Source organism: Paenibacillus sp. S02 (genome assembly GCF_019454065.1).
GTDB classification, from domain to species: domain Bacteria; phylum Bacillota; class Bacilli; order Paenibacillales; family Paenibacillaceae; genus Paenibacillus; species Paenibacillus polymyxa_B.
Genome location: NZ_CP073682.1, coordinates 2,604,696 through 2,626,764, shown reverse-complemented (window position 1 = coordinate 2,626,764; position 22,069 = coordinate 2,604,696). Strand labels below are relative to the sequence as shown.

The 22,069-nt window shown below is 53.2% G+C and carries 1 protein-coding gene (running past one end of the window); it reads right to left on the bottom strand.

All coding sequences use genetic code 11. The features are described from left to right. On the bottom strand, nt 1-22,069 hold the 3' portion of the coding sequence (locus KAI36_RS11565; RefSeq protein ID WP_220027793.1) for a non-ribosomal peptide synthase/polyketide synthase. Its footprint extends 20,201 nt past the window's final position; 22,069 of the gene's 42,270 nt are visible here — the last part of the coding sequence; its start codon lies beyond the right edge, outside the window; its stop codon occupies nt 1-3.

Here is a 22,069-nt window from a genome sequence, read left to right as displayed (position 1 = left end):
TTAGAAAACAAAATCGATGGAATCCGGCGAGAAGCCTTCTGGCTGCTCGTCTGTGTTCACCTGAATATCGCTTAACGGCAAATCTGGATTGGTCCCAATCTGGGACAGGATCGCTATCAAATCTCTGGTTAATCTCTCAATAGCGTCGGCCCCAAATAGCTTCGTGCAATATTCAAAGGAACCCTTGATTTCCCCATCTTCATCACTCATGGACAAGGTCAAATCGAATTTAGAGATACGATGCTCCTGAACATACGGGCTGAAGGACAGCGTCTCGAGCTTCGCTTCCTGTGACTCCGTATTTTGCAGTACAAACATAGTGTCGAATAACGGGTTACGGCTTGCATCCCGTGCTACATCCAGCTTTTCCACCAACTCTTCCAGTGGATAATCCTGATGCTCGAAGGCTTGCAGCGTACGATCTCTGGCTTCCAGCAAGTAGCTGTGGAACGTTTGGTTGCCCTTCGGCTGATGCCGGATGGCTAGCGTGTTGACGAACATTCCGATCAGTGGCTCCAGTTCAGGCAACAAGCGGCCTGCTACCGGCGTACCGATGATCAAATCGTCCTGACCGCTGTATTTGGACAGCAGAACGGTGTAGGCACTCAATAGCACCATGTACAGCGTACTTCCAGTCTGTGCCGCAATTCGGCGCAGTTGCTCCGATACATTCGCGTCCACTGTAAATTCATACATCGCACCCTCGAAGCTGCGAACAGCAGGTCTAGGATAAGCAATTGGCAAATCCAGTACCGGCAATGCTCCGGCTAAATGCTCCAGCCAGAAGTGTTCCCGGCGTTGGTATGACTCACGCTGCATCTCCTGCTGCTGCCACACGGCGTAGTCCTTGTACTGAATTTGCAGTGGCTCCAATTCCTGTCCCTCGTACAGTTGTACCAGCTCCTGCACGATATTGTTAGACGATACACCGTCTGAAATAATATGGTGCATGTCGTACATCAGGAGATGGCGCTCTGGTCCGGTTTGAATGAGACGGACACGCAGCAGTGGTGCCTGGCGAAGATCAAAGCTACGTACAAAGGACTCGATATAGGCTTCGGCTTCGGACTCCCTGGCCTGCAGGTACTCTACTGCAAACTCCACTTGATCGTAAACCCGCTGAACGACCTCGCCTTCCAGCATTTCAAAGGAAGTCCGCAGCGTTTCATGGCGGGCTATTAACTGACGGAACGCATCCTCCAGCCGATCGGCCTGAAGCGGTCCCTCCACGGTTAATACACCCGGCATATTGTAACTGAGATCCCCACCTTCCAGATGGCTCAAAATGTACAATCGTTTTTGAGCCGAGGAAACCGGGTAGTACGCCTGTTGCGCCGCCGCAGGGATCACCGTATAGGTGTCTGTACCGTGCGTTGCTATGAGCTGGGCTTGCTGCTCAATCGTGAAGTGTTGGAACACCTCACGCAGCGTAATCCGACTGTCCAGTTCCTGATGGATTTTAGCCACCAGCGTCGTTGCCCGCAGAGAGTGTCCACCCACGTCAAAGAATGAGTCGGTGACTCCTACGCTGGACAGCTTCAAGACATCCTGCCAGATTTGGGCTAGCTTGGTTTCCAGCGGTGTCCGCGGTGCAACGTACTCCAGGCCTCCTTCGAGGCGTGCTTCCGGTGCCGGCAACGCCTTGCGGTCGATTTTCCCGTTCGGTGTCAACGGGAAACGATCCAGTTGTACCACATACGTCGGGATCATGTAATCCGGCAGCTTCGGCTGCAGCGCATTGCGCAGCTCCGGCAAACTCAGGGACTCTGAAGCTATGATATAGGCACACAGATCCTTGTGTCCGTCTTCGTTTTCCCATGCTGTGACCACAGCTTTCTGAATGCCGTCCACGGTCAGCAGCTGCGCTTCCACCTCGCCCAGCTCGATCCGGTAGCCCCGGATTTTCACCTGGTGGTCGATCCGGCCCAAATACTCAATACTGCCGTCTGGCATCCACCGTGCCAAGTCGCCCGTCCGGTACATCCGGTTTGCGTGAGTGCTGTCCGCTTGGTCGGCTGCTGCCGCATCAGCGAACGGATTCAGGACGAACTTCTCTGCCGTCAGTTCTGGCAGGTTCAGGTATCCTCGTCCCACGCCTGCACCCCCGATATAAAGCTCACCTGCGATACCGATCGGTACCAGCTGTTGCTGGCTATTCAAGATGTACACAGACTGGTTCGCTATCGGCGTTCCGATGGATACCGTGTGCTCCCCTTTTTCCAGCAGTGCGTTCAGGGCTTCCACATCTTCAATCGTATAAGCGGTCGCATCTACCGTTGTTTCGGTCGGACCGTACACGTTTGTAATGACTGGACGATACCCGGACCACTTGTGCAGGAACACATTTACCAGCTGTACGGATAATGCTTCGCCACCGATCAGGTAATGCTTCACTTCCGGCGCTTCCGTCACACTGATACTTTCGTTCAAAATATGCAGATGCGCAGGTGTGCCGTCCGACAGATCAATCCGGTGCGTGCGGTAGTAGGCGATCAAATGCTCTCCGCTCAGACTGACGTCACGGGACACCACGTGCAGGGTGTGGCCTAACAGCAAGCTGGCAAAGATTTGCTTCACTGAAGCGTCAAATACAAATGCCGACAGCCATGCAACATGAAGCGGCTGTTCATAACGGCTGTATACTCGTTCCAATAAAGCATCTACCAGATTGCTAACACTGCCCTGCTCGATCATGACCCCTTTCGGCTGACCGGTGGTGCCTGACGTGTAAATCATGTAGGCCAGGTTGTGCGGGCGGGCGACAGGGATTAGGTTGCTCGCATTCTGTGCTCCCAACTGAGCTTGAACGTCCTCGTCGTCAAGAACTACAGCTTGTACTAGGGATGGCAAGCTGAGCGATAAGTTGGCGACTCTGCTTGTAATCACGACCTTGACCCCACTGTCTTGGAGCATGTAGTCGATGCGCTCCTGTGGATACATCGTATCCATCGGCACATACGCGCCTCCGGCCTTAAGTACCCCCAGAATGCTCACCAGAATATCCGCAGAACGTTCCAGCAATACCCCTACCGGTTGATCTGCTTCAACCCCTTTGGCTCGTAACACACGAGCCAATTGGTTCGCCCGTTCATTCAGCTCGGCATAGGTCAGCGCGGTGGCTCCAGACACAACTGCTATCCGCTCAGGGTTGTGCTTTGCTTGCTCTTCAAAGCGCTCGCTGAGCGAACAGCCTTGTAATGCTCCAAGCAGGCTGTGCGCATTCGGATCATTGAACACCTTTAGAATCTGCTCGGTTTCTTCTGCCGTAATCAACTCTAGCTCACCCAGCTTCGCATCCGGGTTCACCGCCACGGCTTCGGCCAAGCGAACAAAGTGACGCGTCATCCGTTCTACCGTTTCGCGCTCGTACAACGCAGTTGCATACTGCAATCCGAACTGGATACCTGCCTCTTCCTCTCTGGCTTCCAGCGTCAAATCAAACTTCGCTGGCGTTTGTTCCAGGCCGTATGGACGGAAGCTCAGATCTGCCAGTTGCAGTTCGCCTTCCTCGGTGGTTTGCAGGGTAAACATCGTATCGAACAGCGGATGGCGGCTCATATCCCGCTTCACATTTAGCTTTTCCACCAGTTCCTCAAATGGGTAGTCCTGATGTTCATAGGCTTGCAGAGCACAAACTTTCACTTCTTCCACGTAGCTTCGGAAGGAATGTTCCGCTGTCGGATAGTTTCGCAATGCCAACGTACCGACGAACATCCCGAGGATCGGTTCCAAATCTGCATGCGGTCGTCCTGCAATCGGTGTGCCGACTACAATATCTTCTTGCCCGCTGTATTGGTGTAAGAGCGCGGTGTACGCTGCCAGCAGCACCATATACAGCGTAGAGCCTGTGTGCGCCGCCAGTTCCTTCAGGCGTTCGCTAACTTCGCGCTCCAGCCCGAACACCACCGTATCACCTGCCGTACTTCGTACCGACGGACGGGCAAAGTCCGTAGGTAGATCCAGCACAGGCAGTTCACCCCGGAAGGTGTCGAGCCAGTACGCTTCCTGACGTTGCATCCACTCTTGATGGGCTTCGCTTTGCTGCCATACCGCATAATCCTTGTACTGTATACGCATTGGCGAAAGCTCTTCACCGTCGTATAAGCGGACAAATTCATCGGTCAGTACTCCCATGGACACACCATCCGAGACGATATGGTGCATATCGAGCATGAGCAAATGCTGCGGTTCCTGCTCGGTTCCTTGTACACCCAAATCTACCAAGCCTACCCGCAGCAGCGGAGCGGCTTGCAGATCGAACGGACGTACAAACTGTTGCACACGTTCTTGTGCTTCCTGGCTGATCCTCGTGTCCGCAGTCGCACCCTCTACCTGTACCTTCGTATATTCCACCTCGAACGGCACGGTGTCCTCAATCCATTGCACCGGCTCACTGTCCACCAGCTCAAAGCGGGTACGCAACGTTGCATGGCGGGCGATCAGTTGACGGAACACGTCCTCCACTCGCTTCACGTCCAGCGGACCACTCACTTGCAGCACTGACGGCATGTTGTAGTTCACATCATTCGGGTCGAACTGATGCAGCACATACAGTCGTTTTTGCGCCGAGGAAAGCGGGTAGGAGCTGCGTTCTTCCGTCACCGGAATGGACGCATACGCCACTTGATCCAGACCTTCCATGACCGCTGCCAGTTGTTCAATCGTTGGTGCTTCAAAAATACTGCGAAGTGGAAGCGGCTTGTTTAGCTCCTTGTGAATTTTCGAGGCTAGCGTCGTCGCCCGCAGCGAGTGTCCGCCAATCTCGAAGAAGTTTTCCTTCACACCGACCTGCGCCAGACCCAGCACATCCTGCCAAATTTGCGCCAGCTTCACTTCCACCCATGTCCGCGGTGCTACATAATCCGCTCCGCTTTGCAGGCTGCCTTCCGGTGTTGGCAGTGCCTTGCGGTCGATTTTACCGTTCGGTGTCAACGGCATCTGCTCCAGCTGTACCAAATACGAAGGCACCATGTAGTTTGGTAGCTCCTCGCCCAGTAAGCTGCGTAGCTTACCCGCGCTTACTTCCCGTTCAGCAACATAGTACGCTACCAGTTGGTTTTGCCCTTGATCGTCCGCCTGGGCCAGTACGATGACCTCTTGTACGTCCTCCACTTTCAAAATTTGTGCCTCGACCTCGCCCAACTCGATCCGATAGCCCCGGATTTTCACCTGATGGTCGATCCGGCCCAAATATTCGATGTTGCCGTCTGGCATCCATCTCGCCAAGTCACCCGTACGGTACATCCGTTCATAGCCTGCTTCACCAGCTGCAAACGGATTCGATACAAATTTCTCAGCCGTCAGCTCTGGGCGATCCAGATAACCCCGAGCCAGACCCGGACCGGACACGCACAGTTCACCCGCTACGCCTACCGGAGCCAAATGTCCATGCACATCCACCATGTATACCCGGTGATTCGGCACAGGGCGTCCGATAGAAATCAGCTGTCCGGCTCTCTCATCCTCGGATACGGGCCAGATGGACGTCGCCACCGAGTTTTCGGTGGGACCGTAGCCGTTGTAGTACGCCACTTGATCCTTCCACTTGTACACCAATTCTGTTGAAGATGCAGAACCCGCAGTGAACAGAATACGCAGGTTTGGCATCCGTCCCGGCTCCAGATAGACCGCATAGGTCGGCGGCAAAGCGGCCACGGTGATTTGATGATCCGCCATATATTGCTCAAAGCGTTCGTAATTCAAAATCGTTTCTGACGTTGGCACATACAACGTGGCTCCGCAGAATAGCGCCTGGAAGATTTCCCAGCAAGCCGCATCAAACGAATAGCTGGCGAACAGCAACGCATGATCCGACGTGCTCATCCGAAGCGTCTGATCAAAATACGTTTTCAGATTGCATAGCCCATGATGCTCGAGCATTACGCCCTTCGGCTGCCCCGTTGTACCCGACGTATAAATCACATATGCCAAATCGTTCGGACCGGACCACGGCTCCAAATTGGAATCATCTTCGTGATACACCGACTGTGCTCCATCCAGCACCAGCACGTTACCGTCAAAAGCTGCTTTGTCCACCAGATGGCTTTGCGTTAACAACAGCTTCGCACCCGAGTCGTCCAGCATGTAGCGGATACGCTCCTCTGGATAGGTCGGATCGATTGGGACATATGCACCCCCGGCTTTTAAAATCCCGAAGATGCCCACGATCATGTCCACCGAACGCTCGGTCATCAGACCCACCAGACGATCCTTCGTCACGCCTTGACTACGCAAGGTGCGCGCCAGACGATTCGCACGTGCATTCAGCTCGCGATAGGTCAGCTGCTCTCCTTCGCAGAACAACGCTGCCTGTTCCGGTGTCTGCGCCGTTTGTGTCTCGAACAAGCCATGGATCGTTTGCTTGCTTGGATACTCAGCAGCTGTATTTCCCCATACGCTGAGAATTTGCTCACGCTCCTGCTCACTTACCATATCCAGCTCCTGCACTCGAATGTCCGGCTTCGCCACCACCTGCTCCAACAGCTGTATCAGATGGCCCTGAGTCCGTTCAACGGCTTCACGATCATATAACTTCGCATTGTATTCAAATCGGATTTTTATCGCTTCCTGCGGCATAACGACCAGATTGAAATCATAGTTGGTTTGTTCAATCATGCCGGCATTGCGAATTTCAAAATCCGACTCTGCACCTTCGCCAAGTTGCTCGACCTGCTCCTCCACCGGATAGTTTTCAAACACGATAATGTGGTTGATCAGATCTTGCTTTTGCTCGCTCAAGGCTTGAATTTCATACAGCGGATACGTTTCATAATCTTGAGAAGTCAGCGCCTGCTTCTGATTCGTTCTGATCATGTCGGCAAAGGTGTCCTCAGCCCCGCTGCGGATACGTATTGGAATGGTGTTAATGAACAAGCCCACCATATTTTCGATCCCCGGAATATCCGCTGGACGACCAGACACTACACCGCCAAAAACAGCGTCGTCACTACCGTTGTACTTTTGAAGCAGTAAGCCCCAGGCCGTTTGCAGCAATGTATTCGGGGTCACGTGGTGCTGCTTGGCCACCATTTCCATACGTCCGGTCAAGTCCTTGCCCAGATCGCACAGGATATGCTCAAATTGTGCACCGTCCGCTTTCACGCCTACTTTTCCGGTCGGAATCGAAGTTTGCTGATCATAGCCGAGCAAATAATCCTTCCAGTACGCAGCAGCTGCTTCTACATCCTGTGCTTCAAGCCACTCAATATACTGACTGTATGGAGTAACTGGGGCAAGCTTCGGCTCTCTATGCTCCACGGCTGCAAAGTAAGCCTCAAACACCTCATCCGTGACTAATGCCACACACCAGCCATCCATCAAGATGTGATGAGAGCTCCACACAAAATAATAATCCTCGTCACCTGTTCGTAAAATCGCCACGCGCATCAACGCATCCCGGGACAAATCGAATCCGGCTGCCTTGTCCTTGCGAATAAATTCCTTCACATACGCGTCACGCTCCTGCTCATTCAGATGACGCAAATCTTCACATCTAAAACCAACCTCCTTGCGGCGGAAAATAACCTGCACAGGCTCATCCTGCCAACCGCTGATGAAATTGGCTCTAAATATCTCATGCCGCTGTGCCAAATGATTCAAGCTATCTTGGAAAATATCGGCTTGGAAGCGTCCATGCAAATCAAAGGTCGTTTGTTCAAAATAAGCACCTGACTCTGCATCCATCAGACTATGGAACAACATGCCTTTTTGCATCGGCGTCAGCGCATATACATTTTCCAGTTCCCCCATGTCACGAGTCCGTTCTACCAACTGATCCAGCTCGGTCATGGTTACATTTTTAAGCATAACATCGCTTGGCGTCAGCTCTTGCTGTTTGCGGCTTGTGCAATGCGTAATGATTTCCTGCAAACTGATTCTAAACGCTTCGGCTAGCTGCTCCATCGTTTCATGGCGATATTCCTGCTTGCTGTAGCTGATCGTCAATTGCAGCTCGCCTTCGGAAATCAGTCCGTTCATATCCAGCGTGTGCGTTCTAGCTGCATGGGCGCTAAGCTCTGCACCGCTAGAGTAAGGAGATACGCCAATGGATTGATTTTGCATATCTTGGTCAAATTGTCCCAAATAGTTAAAGCTGATTTCAGGTTCGGTTGCAAAACACTCTTGTTCACGTGCTGCGGACAGGTATCTCAACATCCCGTAGCCAATGCCCTTTTGCGGAATGCGGCGTAGCCCTTCTTTCACATGTTTGATGCGTTGTGAAAGGTCTTGCCCCACGCTCATATCCAGCACAACCGGGAATTGAGTCGTAAACCAGCCCACGGTGCGCGTAATATCCAGTTCTGGCAAAATGGACTCCCGTCCATGACCTTCCAGGCTCACAAGCACTCGTTCCAGGCCCGCCCAGCGATAAATAGTCAGTCCCAATGCGGTAAGCAGCAAATCATTCATATCCGTGTTGTAGGCACGATGCGCCTGTTTTAACAGCTGCTCCGTTTCCTGAGCTGTCCACGTGACCGTAATGTTCTCGCTGTCCCTATTCAAGGAATGAGAATGGGATTCGTCTTTTGGAAGCGGCTCATACATTCCCTGTTCAACTTCCTGCCAGAATGCGAGTTCTGCTGCCATTGCCAGACTGTTCGCATATTGAGACTGCCCATCAGCCCAGGTGCGGAACGAATCCGTTTTGTGCGGAAGACGAGCGGTTTGTCCGTTCAATGCCTGCTCATAGGCTGTTGTAATATCCTCGAACAAAATGCGCCAAGATACGGTATCCACCACTAAGTGATGAATAGCCATCAGCAAATGATCTCCATCGGGACAATGGAACAGCCCCAGCTTCACCAGCGGTCCTTCGCTTACATGAATACCCGCTTGAATTTCATTCACTTTGGCCTCGATTGCCGCAGATACCTCAGACTCATTTCTGAAGTCGGCCCGATCCAGCGTATACAGCTCGCCCTCCCCAACCGCGCGGTTCCAGGCTTCATATCCGTACTCACTAGGACGGAAAATGATACGCAGTGCGTCGTGATGGCTCACGACGTGATCCATCGCCGTGCGCAGGGCCGCTTCATCAAAACCGTCCTTGCTATGCAGCATAATGGACTGGTTATGATGATGAGCATCCGTCAGGTTCTGCTCAAAGAACCATTGTTGAACAGGTGTCAGTTTCACAGCGCCCACCACTTCGCTCTGATCCGCCAATCTGGTCACCGATTGGACTTTCAGTGCCAATGCAGACACGGTTGGATGACTGAACAGGTCTTTCATCTCCAGTCGATAACCTGCTTGCAGCAATCGGGATGATACTTGCAAGGCCTTGATCGAATCGCCACCCAGCTCGAAGAAGTTATCCTGCGTTCCTACCGCTTCCACGCCAAGCACCCCGGCCCATACTTCAGCCAGTACCTGCTCCACCGTGGTACGCGGTGCCACATAGGCTGCACCAGTATGAATGCTTCCTTCCGGTTCCGGCAAGGCCTTGCGGTCGATTTTGCCGTTGCTCGTCAGTGGGATCGTCTCCAGTCGCATCAAACGTGCAGGCACCATATGTGCTGGCAGTCCTGCTTCCAGCTCGGCCTGTACCTCCTCGATCCGCAGCTCAGCTTCTCCTGTGATGTATCCGCACAAGTACTTGTGTCCACGCTCATCCGTCCGGTCGATGACTACCGCTTGACGCACGCCCGGCACCCGCTGGATTGCCGTTTCAATCTCGCCCAGCTCGATCCGGTAGCCCCGGATTTTCACTTGATAATCCATCCGGCCGATAAAGTCCACATTGCCGTCTGGCATCCACCGCGCCAAGTCGCCTGTGCGATACAATCGTTCACCCGGTACGTACGGGTTCGCTACGAATTTTTCGGCCGTCAGGTCGGCACGGTTCAGGTACCCCCGTGCTACTCCGGCTCCGCCAATACACAGCTCACCCAACACACCGATCGGCACCGGATTCAACTGGCTGTCCACGATGTAGAAGCGTGCGTTCAGCCACGCCTGACCAATCGGCACACTGCCGCTGCTTGGCAGCTTCGACAGTTCTTCGTCGTAGAAACTGGAGTCGATCGCCGCTTCCGTGACACCGTAGCTGTTCATAATACGGATATCCGCGCCAAATCGTTCTTGCAGCACCCGATAATCCGTCACGCTGCAGCTGTCCGAGCTGGTAATCAGCAGTTCCAGACTGCTCATGTCCAGTCCGTGTTCATGCACATGCTGCATGAACGGTACGATTAAAGCCGGGGTCGATTCGAACACCGTAATCTGGTAGTCGCGAATCCAGCCATATAGACGGCTTGGATCAATCCGGTCGTCCTTCGGACAGATAACCATCGTGCCACCGTTATAAAGCGTCCGCGCAATATCGCCGACGAACACGTCGAAGGAGAAGCTCGCCAATTGCAGCAACCGTACCGGGAACTGGTTCAGACGGTAATCCCGACGATACGCCGCAGCCGTATTCACCAAGCTGCGATGCTCAATCATGACGCCCTTCGGACGTCCCGTTGTACCGGAGGTGTAGATCACATACGCCAGATCCTGCGGCTCGTTGATGTGATCGACGTCTGCCGTATCTCCGGTGTACAGTGACTCATCGTCCAGCGCCAGCACGGTATGCAGACGCAAGTGCGCTACGAGTTCGACTGTAGCTTCGCTTTCATCCAGCCAGACCTGTGCACGCTCCTGCAAGCCCGTTTCGGTCAACAGTACCGTCGCACCACTGTCCTCCAGCATGAAACGAATACGTTCGGACGGATAGTCCGCATCCAGCGGCACATAGGCACCTCCAGCTTTCCATACCGCCAATACGCCGACCAGCATGTCCACCGAACGTTCACTCAAAATGCCGACAATCGACTCGCGGCCAATACCTTCATTTCGCAGTCTGCGCGCCAATTGGTTCGCACGCTCGTTCAGTGTGCGGTACGTAAGCTGCTGCTCCTCGTACACCACCGCCACGTGATCCGGTACAAGCTGCGCTTGTTCTTCCACAAAGGTATGGAACAGTGCTCCTGCTTCTACCGCAGCAACATCCGATACCCCTACATCTCCAAAACCATAGATGATTTGTGCCTTTTCCTCAACAGTTACCATCTCCAAAGCAGCCAGTGGCTGCTGCGGATAAAGTGTAATTGCACGTACGAGTTCGGTAAAATGCTGTGCCAATCGCGCGATGGTCTCAGCCTTGTACAGCGCCGTGCTGTATTCCAGACTGCACAGAATGCCTTCCGGCTGCTCTACTGCATCCAAGGTCAAATCAAATTTGGCCGTGTTATTGTCCGTCGGATACGTCTTAAAGGTCAGACCCTCCAGTTCGAACTCCTGCTGCTCAAATGTTTTCAACTCAAACATCGTGTCAAACAGCGCATTCCGGCTCGTATCCCGCGTTAAATTCAGCTTTTCAACCAGTTCTTCAAAAGGATACTCCTGATGTTCATAAGCACTGAGCGCATGCTCCTTCACCTCTTGCAGATAATCCAGGAACGTTTTGTCGCCAGACGGATAATTGCGGATCGCCAGCGTGTTGAGAAATACGCCTACCAAGCCCTCCAGTTCCGCATGCGGTCTTCCGGCAATCGGCGTGCCGACGATAATATCCTCCTGCCCCGAATATTTATGCAAGAGCGTGCTATACGCGGCCAGCAACACCATGTACAAGGTGGAGCCGGTTTGCGCGGCCAGCTGTTTCAACTGCTCGCTGTCCTTCAGGCTGATCGCAAATTCCAATCGAGCTCCTTCCAGACGCTGTACGGCTGGTCTTGCAAAATCCGTAGGCATATCCAGTGCTGGAATGTCACCAGCCATCGTGTTCAGCCAATAGCTTTCCTGCTCACGAAGACGTTCACTTTGCATATCGGCATGCTGCCAAACGGCATAGTCCTTGTATTGGATGCGAAGTGGCGGCAGTTCCTTACCTTCATACAATTGAGAGAACTCCTGCACGATAATTCCTTCAGTGACGCCATCCGAAATAATATGGTGCATGTCATAGAGCATGACGTGACGCTCCGGTCCGGTTTCCACCAGCTGAACCCGCAGCAACGGTGCTTGTGCGAGATCAAATGCACGTACAAAGTCCAGTGCATACTGCTGGGTCTCTTCTTCGCTTGCCTGCACATGCTCCACGTTGAATGCGACGTCGGATTCAATCCATTGAATAACCTCGCCATCCACCATGTCGAATCGGGTTCGCAGGGCTTCATGACGGACAATCAGCTGGCGGAAGGCTTGCTCCAGTCGCGTTTTATCCAAGGAACCTTCAATGATCAAAGCGCCTGGCATATTGTAGCTAACCTCTCCGCCTTCCAGGTGACTCAGCACGTACATCCGTTTTTGCGCCGAGGAAACAGGATAATATACGCGCTCCTCCGCAACAGGGATGGATACATACGTTTGTTGTGTCTGATCTTCTCCCATCACCTGCACCAGTTGCTCAATCGTCGGATATTGGAAAATATCTCGCAGGGCCAGCTTGTAATTCAGCTCCTGATGGATTTTTGCCATCAGTGTTGTGGCGCGCAGAGAATGTCCTCCCACTTCAAAGAAATGGTCCTTAATACCGATCTGCGGATGATTCAGAACACTTTGCCAAATACGTACCAGTTGCTCTTCCAGCAATGTCCGCGGTGCCACGTACGCCGTGCCTCCTTCGAGGCGCGCTTCCGGTGCAGGCAACGCTTTGCGGTCAATTTTTCCGTTCGGTGTCAGCGGGAAATGATCCAGTTGTACCACATACGTCGGGATCATATAACCCGGTAGCTTGGGCTGCAGCATGTTACGCAGCTCGGGCAAATTCAGCGCCTCAGAGGCTACGACATAGGCACACAAATCCTTGTCTCCGTCTTCGTTTTCCCAGGCGGTGACGATGGCTTTCTGAATGCCGTCCACGGTCAGCAGCTGTGCTTCCACCTCGCCCAGTTCAATCCGGAAGCCCCGGATTTTGACCTGATCATCCATCCGGCCGATAAAGTCCACATTGCCGTCCGGCATCCACCGTGCCAGGTCACCTGTGCGGTACAATCGTTCACCTGGCACATATGGATTCGCTACGAATTTATCGGCCGTCAGGTCCGCACGATTGAGATAGCCTCGTGCCACTCCGGCTCCGCCAATGCACAGCTCGCCCAGTACGCCGATCGGCACCGGATTCAGCTGGCTGTCCACGATGTAGAAGCGTGCGTTCAGCCACGCCTGACCAATCGGCACATTGCCGCTGCTTGGCAGCTTCGACAGTTCTTCGTCGTAGAAGCTGGAGTCGATCGCCGCTTCCGTGACGCCGTAGCTGTTCATAATGCGAATATCTGCGCCAAATCGTTCTTGCAGTACCCGGTAATCCGTCACACTGCAGCTATCCGAGCTGGTAATCAGCAATTCCAGACTGCTCATGTCTAGCCCCTGTTCATGCACATGCTGCATAAACGGTACGATCAGGGCCGGGGTCGATTCGAACACTGTAATCTGGTAATCGCGAATCCAGCCATACAAACGGCTAAAATCAATCCGGTCGTCTTTCGGACAAATAACCATCGTGCCGCCGTTATAGAGCGTCCGCGCGATATCCCCGACGAAGACGTCGAAGGAGAAGCTCGCCAGCTGCAGCAGTCGTACCGGGAACTTGCTCAGACGGTAATCCCGACGATACGCCGCAGCCGTATTCACCAAACTGTGATGCTCGATCATGACGCCCTTCGGACGTCCTGTTGTCCCGGACGTGTAGATCACATACGCCAGATCCTGCGGTTCGTTGATATGATCGACGTCTGTGGTATCACCGATGTACAGCGACTCATCATCCAGCGTCAGCATCGTCTGCAGACGCAAGTTCGCTGCGGATTCGGATGCTGCTTCGCTAGGTGGCGAATCTGCTGTTCCATTCAGGGTTCCATGGAGAGTACCTGATTCCATCGTTCCAGCTCCAGCCGCTGTTTCTAACTCGGCCTTAAACTGCCCTCCCGTCAAGGCCTGTCGGCTTTCCTCCAGCCATACCTGTGCACGCTCCTGCAAGCCCGTTTGGGTCAACAGTACCGTCGCGCCGCTGTCCTCCAGCATGAAACGAATACGTTCGGACGGATAGTCTGCATCCAGCGGTACATAGGCGCCTCCAGCTTTCCACACGGCCAATACGCCGACCAGCATGTCCACCGAACGCTCACTCAAAATGCCGACAATCGACTCGCGTCCAATGCCTTCATTCCGCAATCTACGCGCCAATTGGTTCGCACGCTCGTTCAGTTTGCGGTACGTAAGCTGCTGCTCCTCGTACACCACCGCCACGTGATCCGGTACAAGCTGTGCCTGTTCTTCCACAAAGGTATGGAATAAGGCTTCTGCTTCAACAGCAGCAACATCGGATACCCCCACATTTCCAAATCCATGGATGATTTGTGCTTTTTCCTCGGCAGGTACCATCTCCAAAGCTGCCAGTGGCTGCTGCGGATGAAGTGAAATTGCACGTACAAGTTCGGTAAAATGCTGTGCCAATCGCGCAATGGTCTCAGGCTTGTACAGCGCCGTGCTGTATTCCAGACTGCACAGAATGCCTTCTGGCTGCTCCACTGCATCCAGAGTCAGATCAAATTTGGCCGTATTATTTCCCAGCGGATACGAATGTAAGGCCAGACCTTCCAGCTGCAATTCCTGTTGCTCCAATGTTTTCAACTCAAACATCGTGTCAAACAGCGCATTTCGGCTCGTATCTCGCGTCAAATTCAGCTTTTCAACCAGCTCTTCAAAAGGGTAGTCCTGATGCTCATAAGCACTGAGCGCATGCTCCTTCACCTCTTGCAGATAATCCAGGAACGATTGGTCGCCAGACGGATAATTGCGGATTGCCAGCGTGTTAATGAAGACACCTACCAGACTACTAAGCTCCGCATGCGGTCGTCCTGCAATCGGCGTTCCCACTACAATGTCTTCTTGGCCTGTGTATTTATGCAAGAGCGTAGTGTACGCCGCCAGCAGCACCATATACAAGGTTGCGCCTGTTTGTGAAGCCAGTTCTTTCAGGCGTTCGCTAACTTCACGCTCCAGTCCGAATTCGATCGTATCCCCTGCCGTACTCTGCACCGCCGGTCGGGCAAAGTCGGTTGACAGATCCAGCACAGGCACTCCGCCCCGGAAGGTGTCGAGCCAGTACGCTTCCTGACGCTGCATCCACTCCTGATGGGCTTCGCTTTGCTGCCATACCGCATAGTCTTTGTACTGAATCCGCAATGGCGATAGCTCTTCACCGCCATACAAGCGGACAAATTCATCGGTCAGTACCTCCATCGACATACCATCCGAAACGATATGATGCATGTCGAGCATGAGCAAATGCTGTGGTTCTTGCTCTGCTCCTTGTACGCCCAAGTCCACCAAGCCTACCCGCAGCAGCGGTGCAGCTTTCAGATCAAACGGACGGACAAACTGCCGAACCCGTTCTTGTGCTTCCTGGCTGACCGTCGTGTCCGTAGCTGTGTCTTGATCTGTATTCGTAGTTGCACTCTCTGCCTGTACCTTCGTATATTCCACCTCGAACGGCACGGTGTCCTCAACCCATTGCATCGGCTCATTGTCCACTAGCTCAAAGCGGGTACGCAAGGTTGCATGGCGATCGATCAATTGACGGAACACGCCTTCTACTCGTTTCACATCCAGCGAACCGCTCACTTGCAGCACCGACGGCATGTTGTAGTTCACATCGTTCGGGTCGAACTGATGCAATACATACAGTCGTTTTTGCGCCGAAGATAACGGGTAGAAGCTGCGTTCTTCCGTTACCGGAATGGACGCGTATGTTACTTGATCCAGACTTTCTAACACCGTTGCCAACTGTTCAATGGTTGGTGCTTCAAAAATACTGCGCAGTGGAAGCGGTTTGTTCAGCTCCTTGTGAATCTTCGAGGCCAGTGTCGTCGCCCGCAGCGAGTGTCCGCCAATCTCGAAGAAGTTTTCCTTCACACCAACCTGCGTGAGGCCCAGCACATCCTGCCAAATGTGTGCCAGCTTCACTTCCACCCACGTCCGCGGTGCGACATAATCGGCTCCGCTTTGCAGGCTGCCTTCTGGTGCTGGCAGGGCCTTACGGTCAATTTTGCCATTTGGACTCAGCGGCATTTGCTCCAGCTGTACAAAGTACGATGGCACCATGTAGCTTGGCAGCTCCCGGCCCAGCTCACTTCTCAGCTCGCTGGCTCTGAGCTCTTGTCCGGCGACATAGTACGCCACCATTTGTTTTTGGCCCGTTTCATCCGCACGAGCCATGACCACGGCTTCGCGTACCGATTCCACTTGCAGCAGCTGCGATTCGACCTCGCCCAGCTCAATCCGGTAACCCCGGATTTTCACCTGATGGTCGATCCGGCCTAGATATTCAATGTTGCCGTCCGGCATCCATCTCGCCAAATCGCCTGTGCGGTACATCCGCTCATACCCGGCTTCCCCGCCTGCAAACGGGTCTTTCACAAATTTCTCGGCCGTCAGCTCCGGTCGGTTCAGGTAACCGCGGGCTACGCCGATACCGCCGATGCACAGCTCACCCGCAACCCCAATCGGCTGCAATTGCTCCGTGCCTTCCTTCACGATATACAGACGAATGTTTTGAATCGGTTTTCCGATTGGAATGACCGAATAGGCTTCATTAGGCTCGCAATCGAAGTACGATACGTCCACCGTCGCTTCGGTTGGGCCATACAAGTTGATCAGCTTCGCTCCAGCCAGGTTCGACACAAGCCGTTGGAACCGCGCCACATGCTGTGGCGGTAATGCTTCCCCGCTGGCAAAGACATGGCGCAGCGTTGCCAGTTTCGCTTGCATCACTTCCCGTGGTTGCTGCTCCACGTACTCCAGGAACGCATGCAGCATGGCGGGCACAAAGTGCATCGTGCTCACGCCATCGCGAGCAATCGTGTCGACGATGTCTTCCGGGTTCTTTTCCCCGCCGACTGACAGCAGGCTCACCTTCGAGCCGACCAGCGACCACCAGAACAGCTCCCACACCGACACGTCGAAGGTGAAGGCGGTCTTTTGCAGAATCGTATCTTCCGCACTCAAGCCGTAACGATCATGCATCCACAAAATCCGGTTCAGCACAGAATGGTGCTCCACCATCACGCCCTTCGGTTTCCCAGTGGAGCCGGAGGTATAGATGACATAGGCTACATGGTGCGGTCCGGCCAGTGGCTCCAGATTCGAACCGTCTTCGTGGTAAATGTCTTGGCCATCCTGCTCATGACGATCCAGCACCAACACCTGGCCGTCGAAACTCAGTGACGCTTGCTCGGCCAAATGCGACTGCGTCAGTACCAGCTTCGCTCCCGAGTCCTCCAGCATGAACCGGATACGATCCGCCGGATAGTCCGGATCGATGGGCACGTAGGCTCCGCCTGCTTTGAGGATCGCGTAGATGCCTACGATCATGTCCAGCGAGCGCTGAACCAGTATGCCTACAGGCTGATCCGGTTCAACACCTTCCGCACGCAAGGTGCGTGCGAGACGGTTGGCTCGCTCATTCAGCTCCGCGTAGGTCAACGACTCCGCTCCGCACAACCCTGCCACCTGATCCGGTGTTTTCGCTGCCTGCTGCTCGAACAGTGCACTTAGCGTTTGATCCTGCGGATAGGCTGCCGCCGTATCCCCCCAGACCTGAACGATCTGTGCCTGTTCTTCCGGTGTTACCAATTCCAGCTCATTCACTCGGATATGCGGATTATTCACGATTTGCTCGATGACATGCAGTACATGTCCCTGCATTCGCTCTATCGTAGACCGATCATATACATTGGCGTTGTATCTAAACATGATGCGGAAGGTTTCATCTGGCATCACAATCAAGTCCAGATCATAATTCGTTTGCTCAACAACCTCTACATTCGTAATTTCAAAAGCGGACGGACGAACTTCACCCAACTGCTCGACTTGCTCCTCTACCGGATAATTCTCAAATACCATAATGTGGTTAATCAGATGCTGCTTTTGCTCCGTCAGCGCCTGAATTTCATACAGCGGGAAACTGTCATAGGCTCCCGAGGCCAGTGCCTGTTCCTGCGTTTTCCGCATCACTTCCACAAAAGTGGCATTCCGTTCACTTTGAATCCGCACCGGGATCGTATTAATGAACAAACCAATCATATGCTCTACGCCAGCAATATCCGTCGGACGTCCAGATACGACACTACCGAAAATAACATCCTCATTGTTATTATATTTCTGCAAAATAAGGCCCCACACGCTCTGCATCAGCGTATTAATCGTGACCTGCTGCTGCTTCGCAATCCGGTGTATGGCTTCGCTCCACGTTGGATCCAGATCTACCGTTATTTTTTCAGAGATATATTTGCTGGTGTCGCTTGTGGTAGTGGATACAGTATTTTCCCTGCTGTCCGCCGCTTGGTCTTTCGATGAAGCATCTGATCCAGGTAACAACGTCTGCTGTTCAAAGCCCGCCAAATAGCTGCTCCAATAATCTTTTGCCGCACGTTCATCCTGACGTTCCAGCCATTCGATATATTGGCCATATGGTGTGATAGGAGCAAGCTCCGGCTGCTTCTGCTCCAGCAATGCAAAGTACGTACCAAACACTTCACCAGTAACCAGCGATAAGCACCAGCCGTCCATGACAATGTGATGGAAGCTCCATACCAAGTGATACGTTTCTTCATCTGTTTGCAATACCTGTACGCGCATGAGTGCATCGGTACCGAGATTAAAGCCCCAAGCCTGGTCCTCCTGCTTAAACGCCTGGATATACGCCTGTTGCTCCGCTTCCTGCATGCCGCGTACATCTTGGAAGGAAAGGTCGCTATCTTTGTGACGGAACACGATCTGCAATGGCTCCTGACTGTGCCCTGTCTCAAACATATGGAAATTCGTCCGTAGCGCTTCATGACGCTGTGTCAGTACATCCAGACTCTTGCGGAAAACAGCTACATCAAAGCTCCCTTTTTGATCAAACGAGGCTTGCTGGAAGTAGGCGCCTGACTCCGGCTCCATCAAGCTATGGAAATGCATTCCCTTCTGCATTGGCGAAAGAGCATATACATTTTCCAGCTCGCCCACAGAAGCTGTTTGCTCCGTCAATTGCTCCAGTTGCTCCAGTGTCAAGCCTTTGAACAATACATCGCTTGGTGTTAGTTCACTCCGCTCTTTGGAGGCACAATGAGCGATCACTTCCTGCAAGCTTTCCTGCAGCAACTGCGCAAAGTTTTCTACATTTTGCTGATGATATACCTTACTGTCATAGCGAATTTCCAGTGTCAGCGCGCCCGCTGTAATCATTCCGTTCACATTCAGCGGATGCTCCAGAACGGTATGATCACTCATCGGCTCTCCACCTGGATGTGAAGACAGCGTGATATCCCCATTTTCCAAGTCCTGATCAAATTGTCCCAAATAGTTAAAGCTAATTTCAGGCTGCAAGGTCCAGGAAGGATGGGCATCATCCTGAGACATATATTTCAAAATACCGTAGCCAATGCCCTTATGCGGCACATGACGCAGGTCTTCCTTCACCCGCTTGATGCGCTGCCCTACTTCCGCCTTTCCGTCCACACCCAGCAGCACCGGATATTGGCTTGTAAACCAGCCCACGGTACGGGTGATGTCGATATCTGGAACAATGGCTTCCCGGCCATGTCCCTCCAGATTGACCAGCACGCGCTCCTGACCGCTCCAGTTATATAACGCTGTGCCGAGTGCGGTTAACAGCAGATCATTGACCTCGGTGTGGTACGCACGGTGTGCTTCCTGCAGCAGCAGTCGTGTTTCCTGCTCGCTCCAAGCTACGCTCACCGTCGCAGTGTCTCTGATTAGAGAATGTTGTCCCTCTGCTCGCTCTTGATCCTTAGGCAACGATGCAACTTCCGTTTGGGCAAGACGGTGCCAGTATTCGCGTTCGTCTTCGATGGCCGGACTATTCGCATATTGTGATAAGCGCTCTGCCCAAGTGGAGAACGAGTCCGTTTTATATGGCAAACGAATGGCTTCTCCACGAACCGCCTGCTCATATCCCGCGGCAAAATCTTCAAACACAATCCGCCATGAAATGCCGTCCACCACCAAATGGTGAATCGCAATCAGTAAATGATCCCCATCTATGCAGCGGAAAAGTCCCAGCTTGACCAGTGCTCCCTCGTCCAGACGAATGGAGCTTTGGATGGCATTGGCTTTCACCTCAATTGCTGCTGCAACATCTGCAATGTTTTGCACATCCGTCAAATCCACAACGTCCAGACTGTACAGCTGACCTTCGTTCAAACCGCGATTCCACGCTTCATAGCCCTGTTCGGTCTGACGGAAGACCATACGCAACGCATCATGATGCTCCGTTACCTTGGTCACCGTTTGATGCAATGCGGCTTCATCAAAGCCTTGTGCTCTATACAGCATCACCGACTGATTGAAATAATGCGGCTCTGCTGATAATTGTCCAAAGAACCATTGCTGAATCGGGGTTAGCTTGGCGCTTCCCAAAACCACCCGCTGATCGGCTGTACGGCTGACCTTGTGTACATAACCACTCAGCAGCGAGACGGAAGGATATTGGAACAAATCCTTCATGTCCAGCTTGTAGCCCGCTTGCAGCAAACGGGAGGATACCTGGATTGCCTTGATCGAATCGCCACCCAGATCAAAGAAATTATCCAAAATCCCGACTCTCTTCGCTCCTAATACAGCCTGCCAAATGGACACTAACGTCTGCTCCAGCGCTGTGCGCGGCTCTACATAATCCGCTCCGCTTTGCAGGCTGCCTTCTGGTGCTGGCAGTGCCTTGCGGTCGATTTTACCATTCGGTGTCAACGGCATCTGCTCCAGCTGGATGAAATACGGAGGCACCATGTAGTTTGGTAGCTCCTCGCCCAGTAAGCTGCGTAGCTTACCCGCGCTTACTTCCCGTTCAGCAACATAGTACGCTACCAGTTGGTTTTGCCCTTGATCGTCCGCCTGGGCCAGTACGATGACCTCTTGTACATCTTCTACTTTCAAAATTTGTGCCTCGACCTCGCCCAACTCGATCCGATAGCCCCGGATTTTCACCTGATGGTCGATCCGGCCCAAATATTCGATGTTGCCGTCTGGCATCCATCTCGCCAAGTCACCCGTACGGTACATCCGTTCATACCCTGCTTCACCAGCCGCAAACGGATTCGATACAAATTTCTCAGCCGTCAGCTCTGGACGATCCAGATAACCCCGAGCCAGACCCGGACCGGACACGCACAGTTCACCCGCTACGCCTATCGGAGCCAAATGTCCATGCACATCCACCAGGTATACCCGATGATTCGGCACAGGGCGTCCGATAGAAATCATCTGTCCGGCTCTCTCATCCTCGGATACGGGCCAGATGGACGTCGCCACCGAGTTTTCGGTGGGACCGTAGCCGTTGTAGTACGCCACCTGATCCTTCCACTTGTATACCAATTCTGTTGAAGATGCGGAACCCGCAGTGAACAGAATACGCAGGTTTGGCATCCGTTCTGGCTCCAGATAGACCGCATAGGTCGGTGGCAAAGCGGCCACGGTGATTTGATGATCCGCCATATATTGCTCAAACCGCTCGTAGTTCAAAATCGTTTCTGACGTTGGCACATACAACGTGGCTCCGCAGAATAGCGCCTGAAAGATTTCCCAGCAAGCCGCATCAAACGAATAGCTGGCGAACAGCAACGCATGATCCGACGTGCTCATCCGAAGCGTCTGATCAAAATACGTTTTCAAATTGCATAGCCCATGATGCTCGAGCATTACGCCTTTTGGCTGCCCCGTCGTACCCGACGTATAAATCACATATGCCAAATCATTCGGACCGGACCACGGTTCCAAATTGGAATGATCCTCATGGTACACATCCTGCGTTCCATCCAGCACCAGCATGCGGCCGTCAAACGTGACTTTGTCTACCAGATGGCTTTGCGTCAACAGCAGCTTCGCACCCGAGTCGTCCAGCATGTAGCGGATACGCTCCTCCGGATAGGTTGGATCAATAGGGACATATGCACCCCCGGCCTTCAAAATCCCGAAGATGCCCACGATCATGTCCACCGAACGCTCGGTCATCAGACCTACCAGACGATCCTTCGTCACGCCTTGGTTACGCAAGGTACGAGCTAATCGATTGGCACGTGCATTC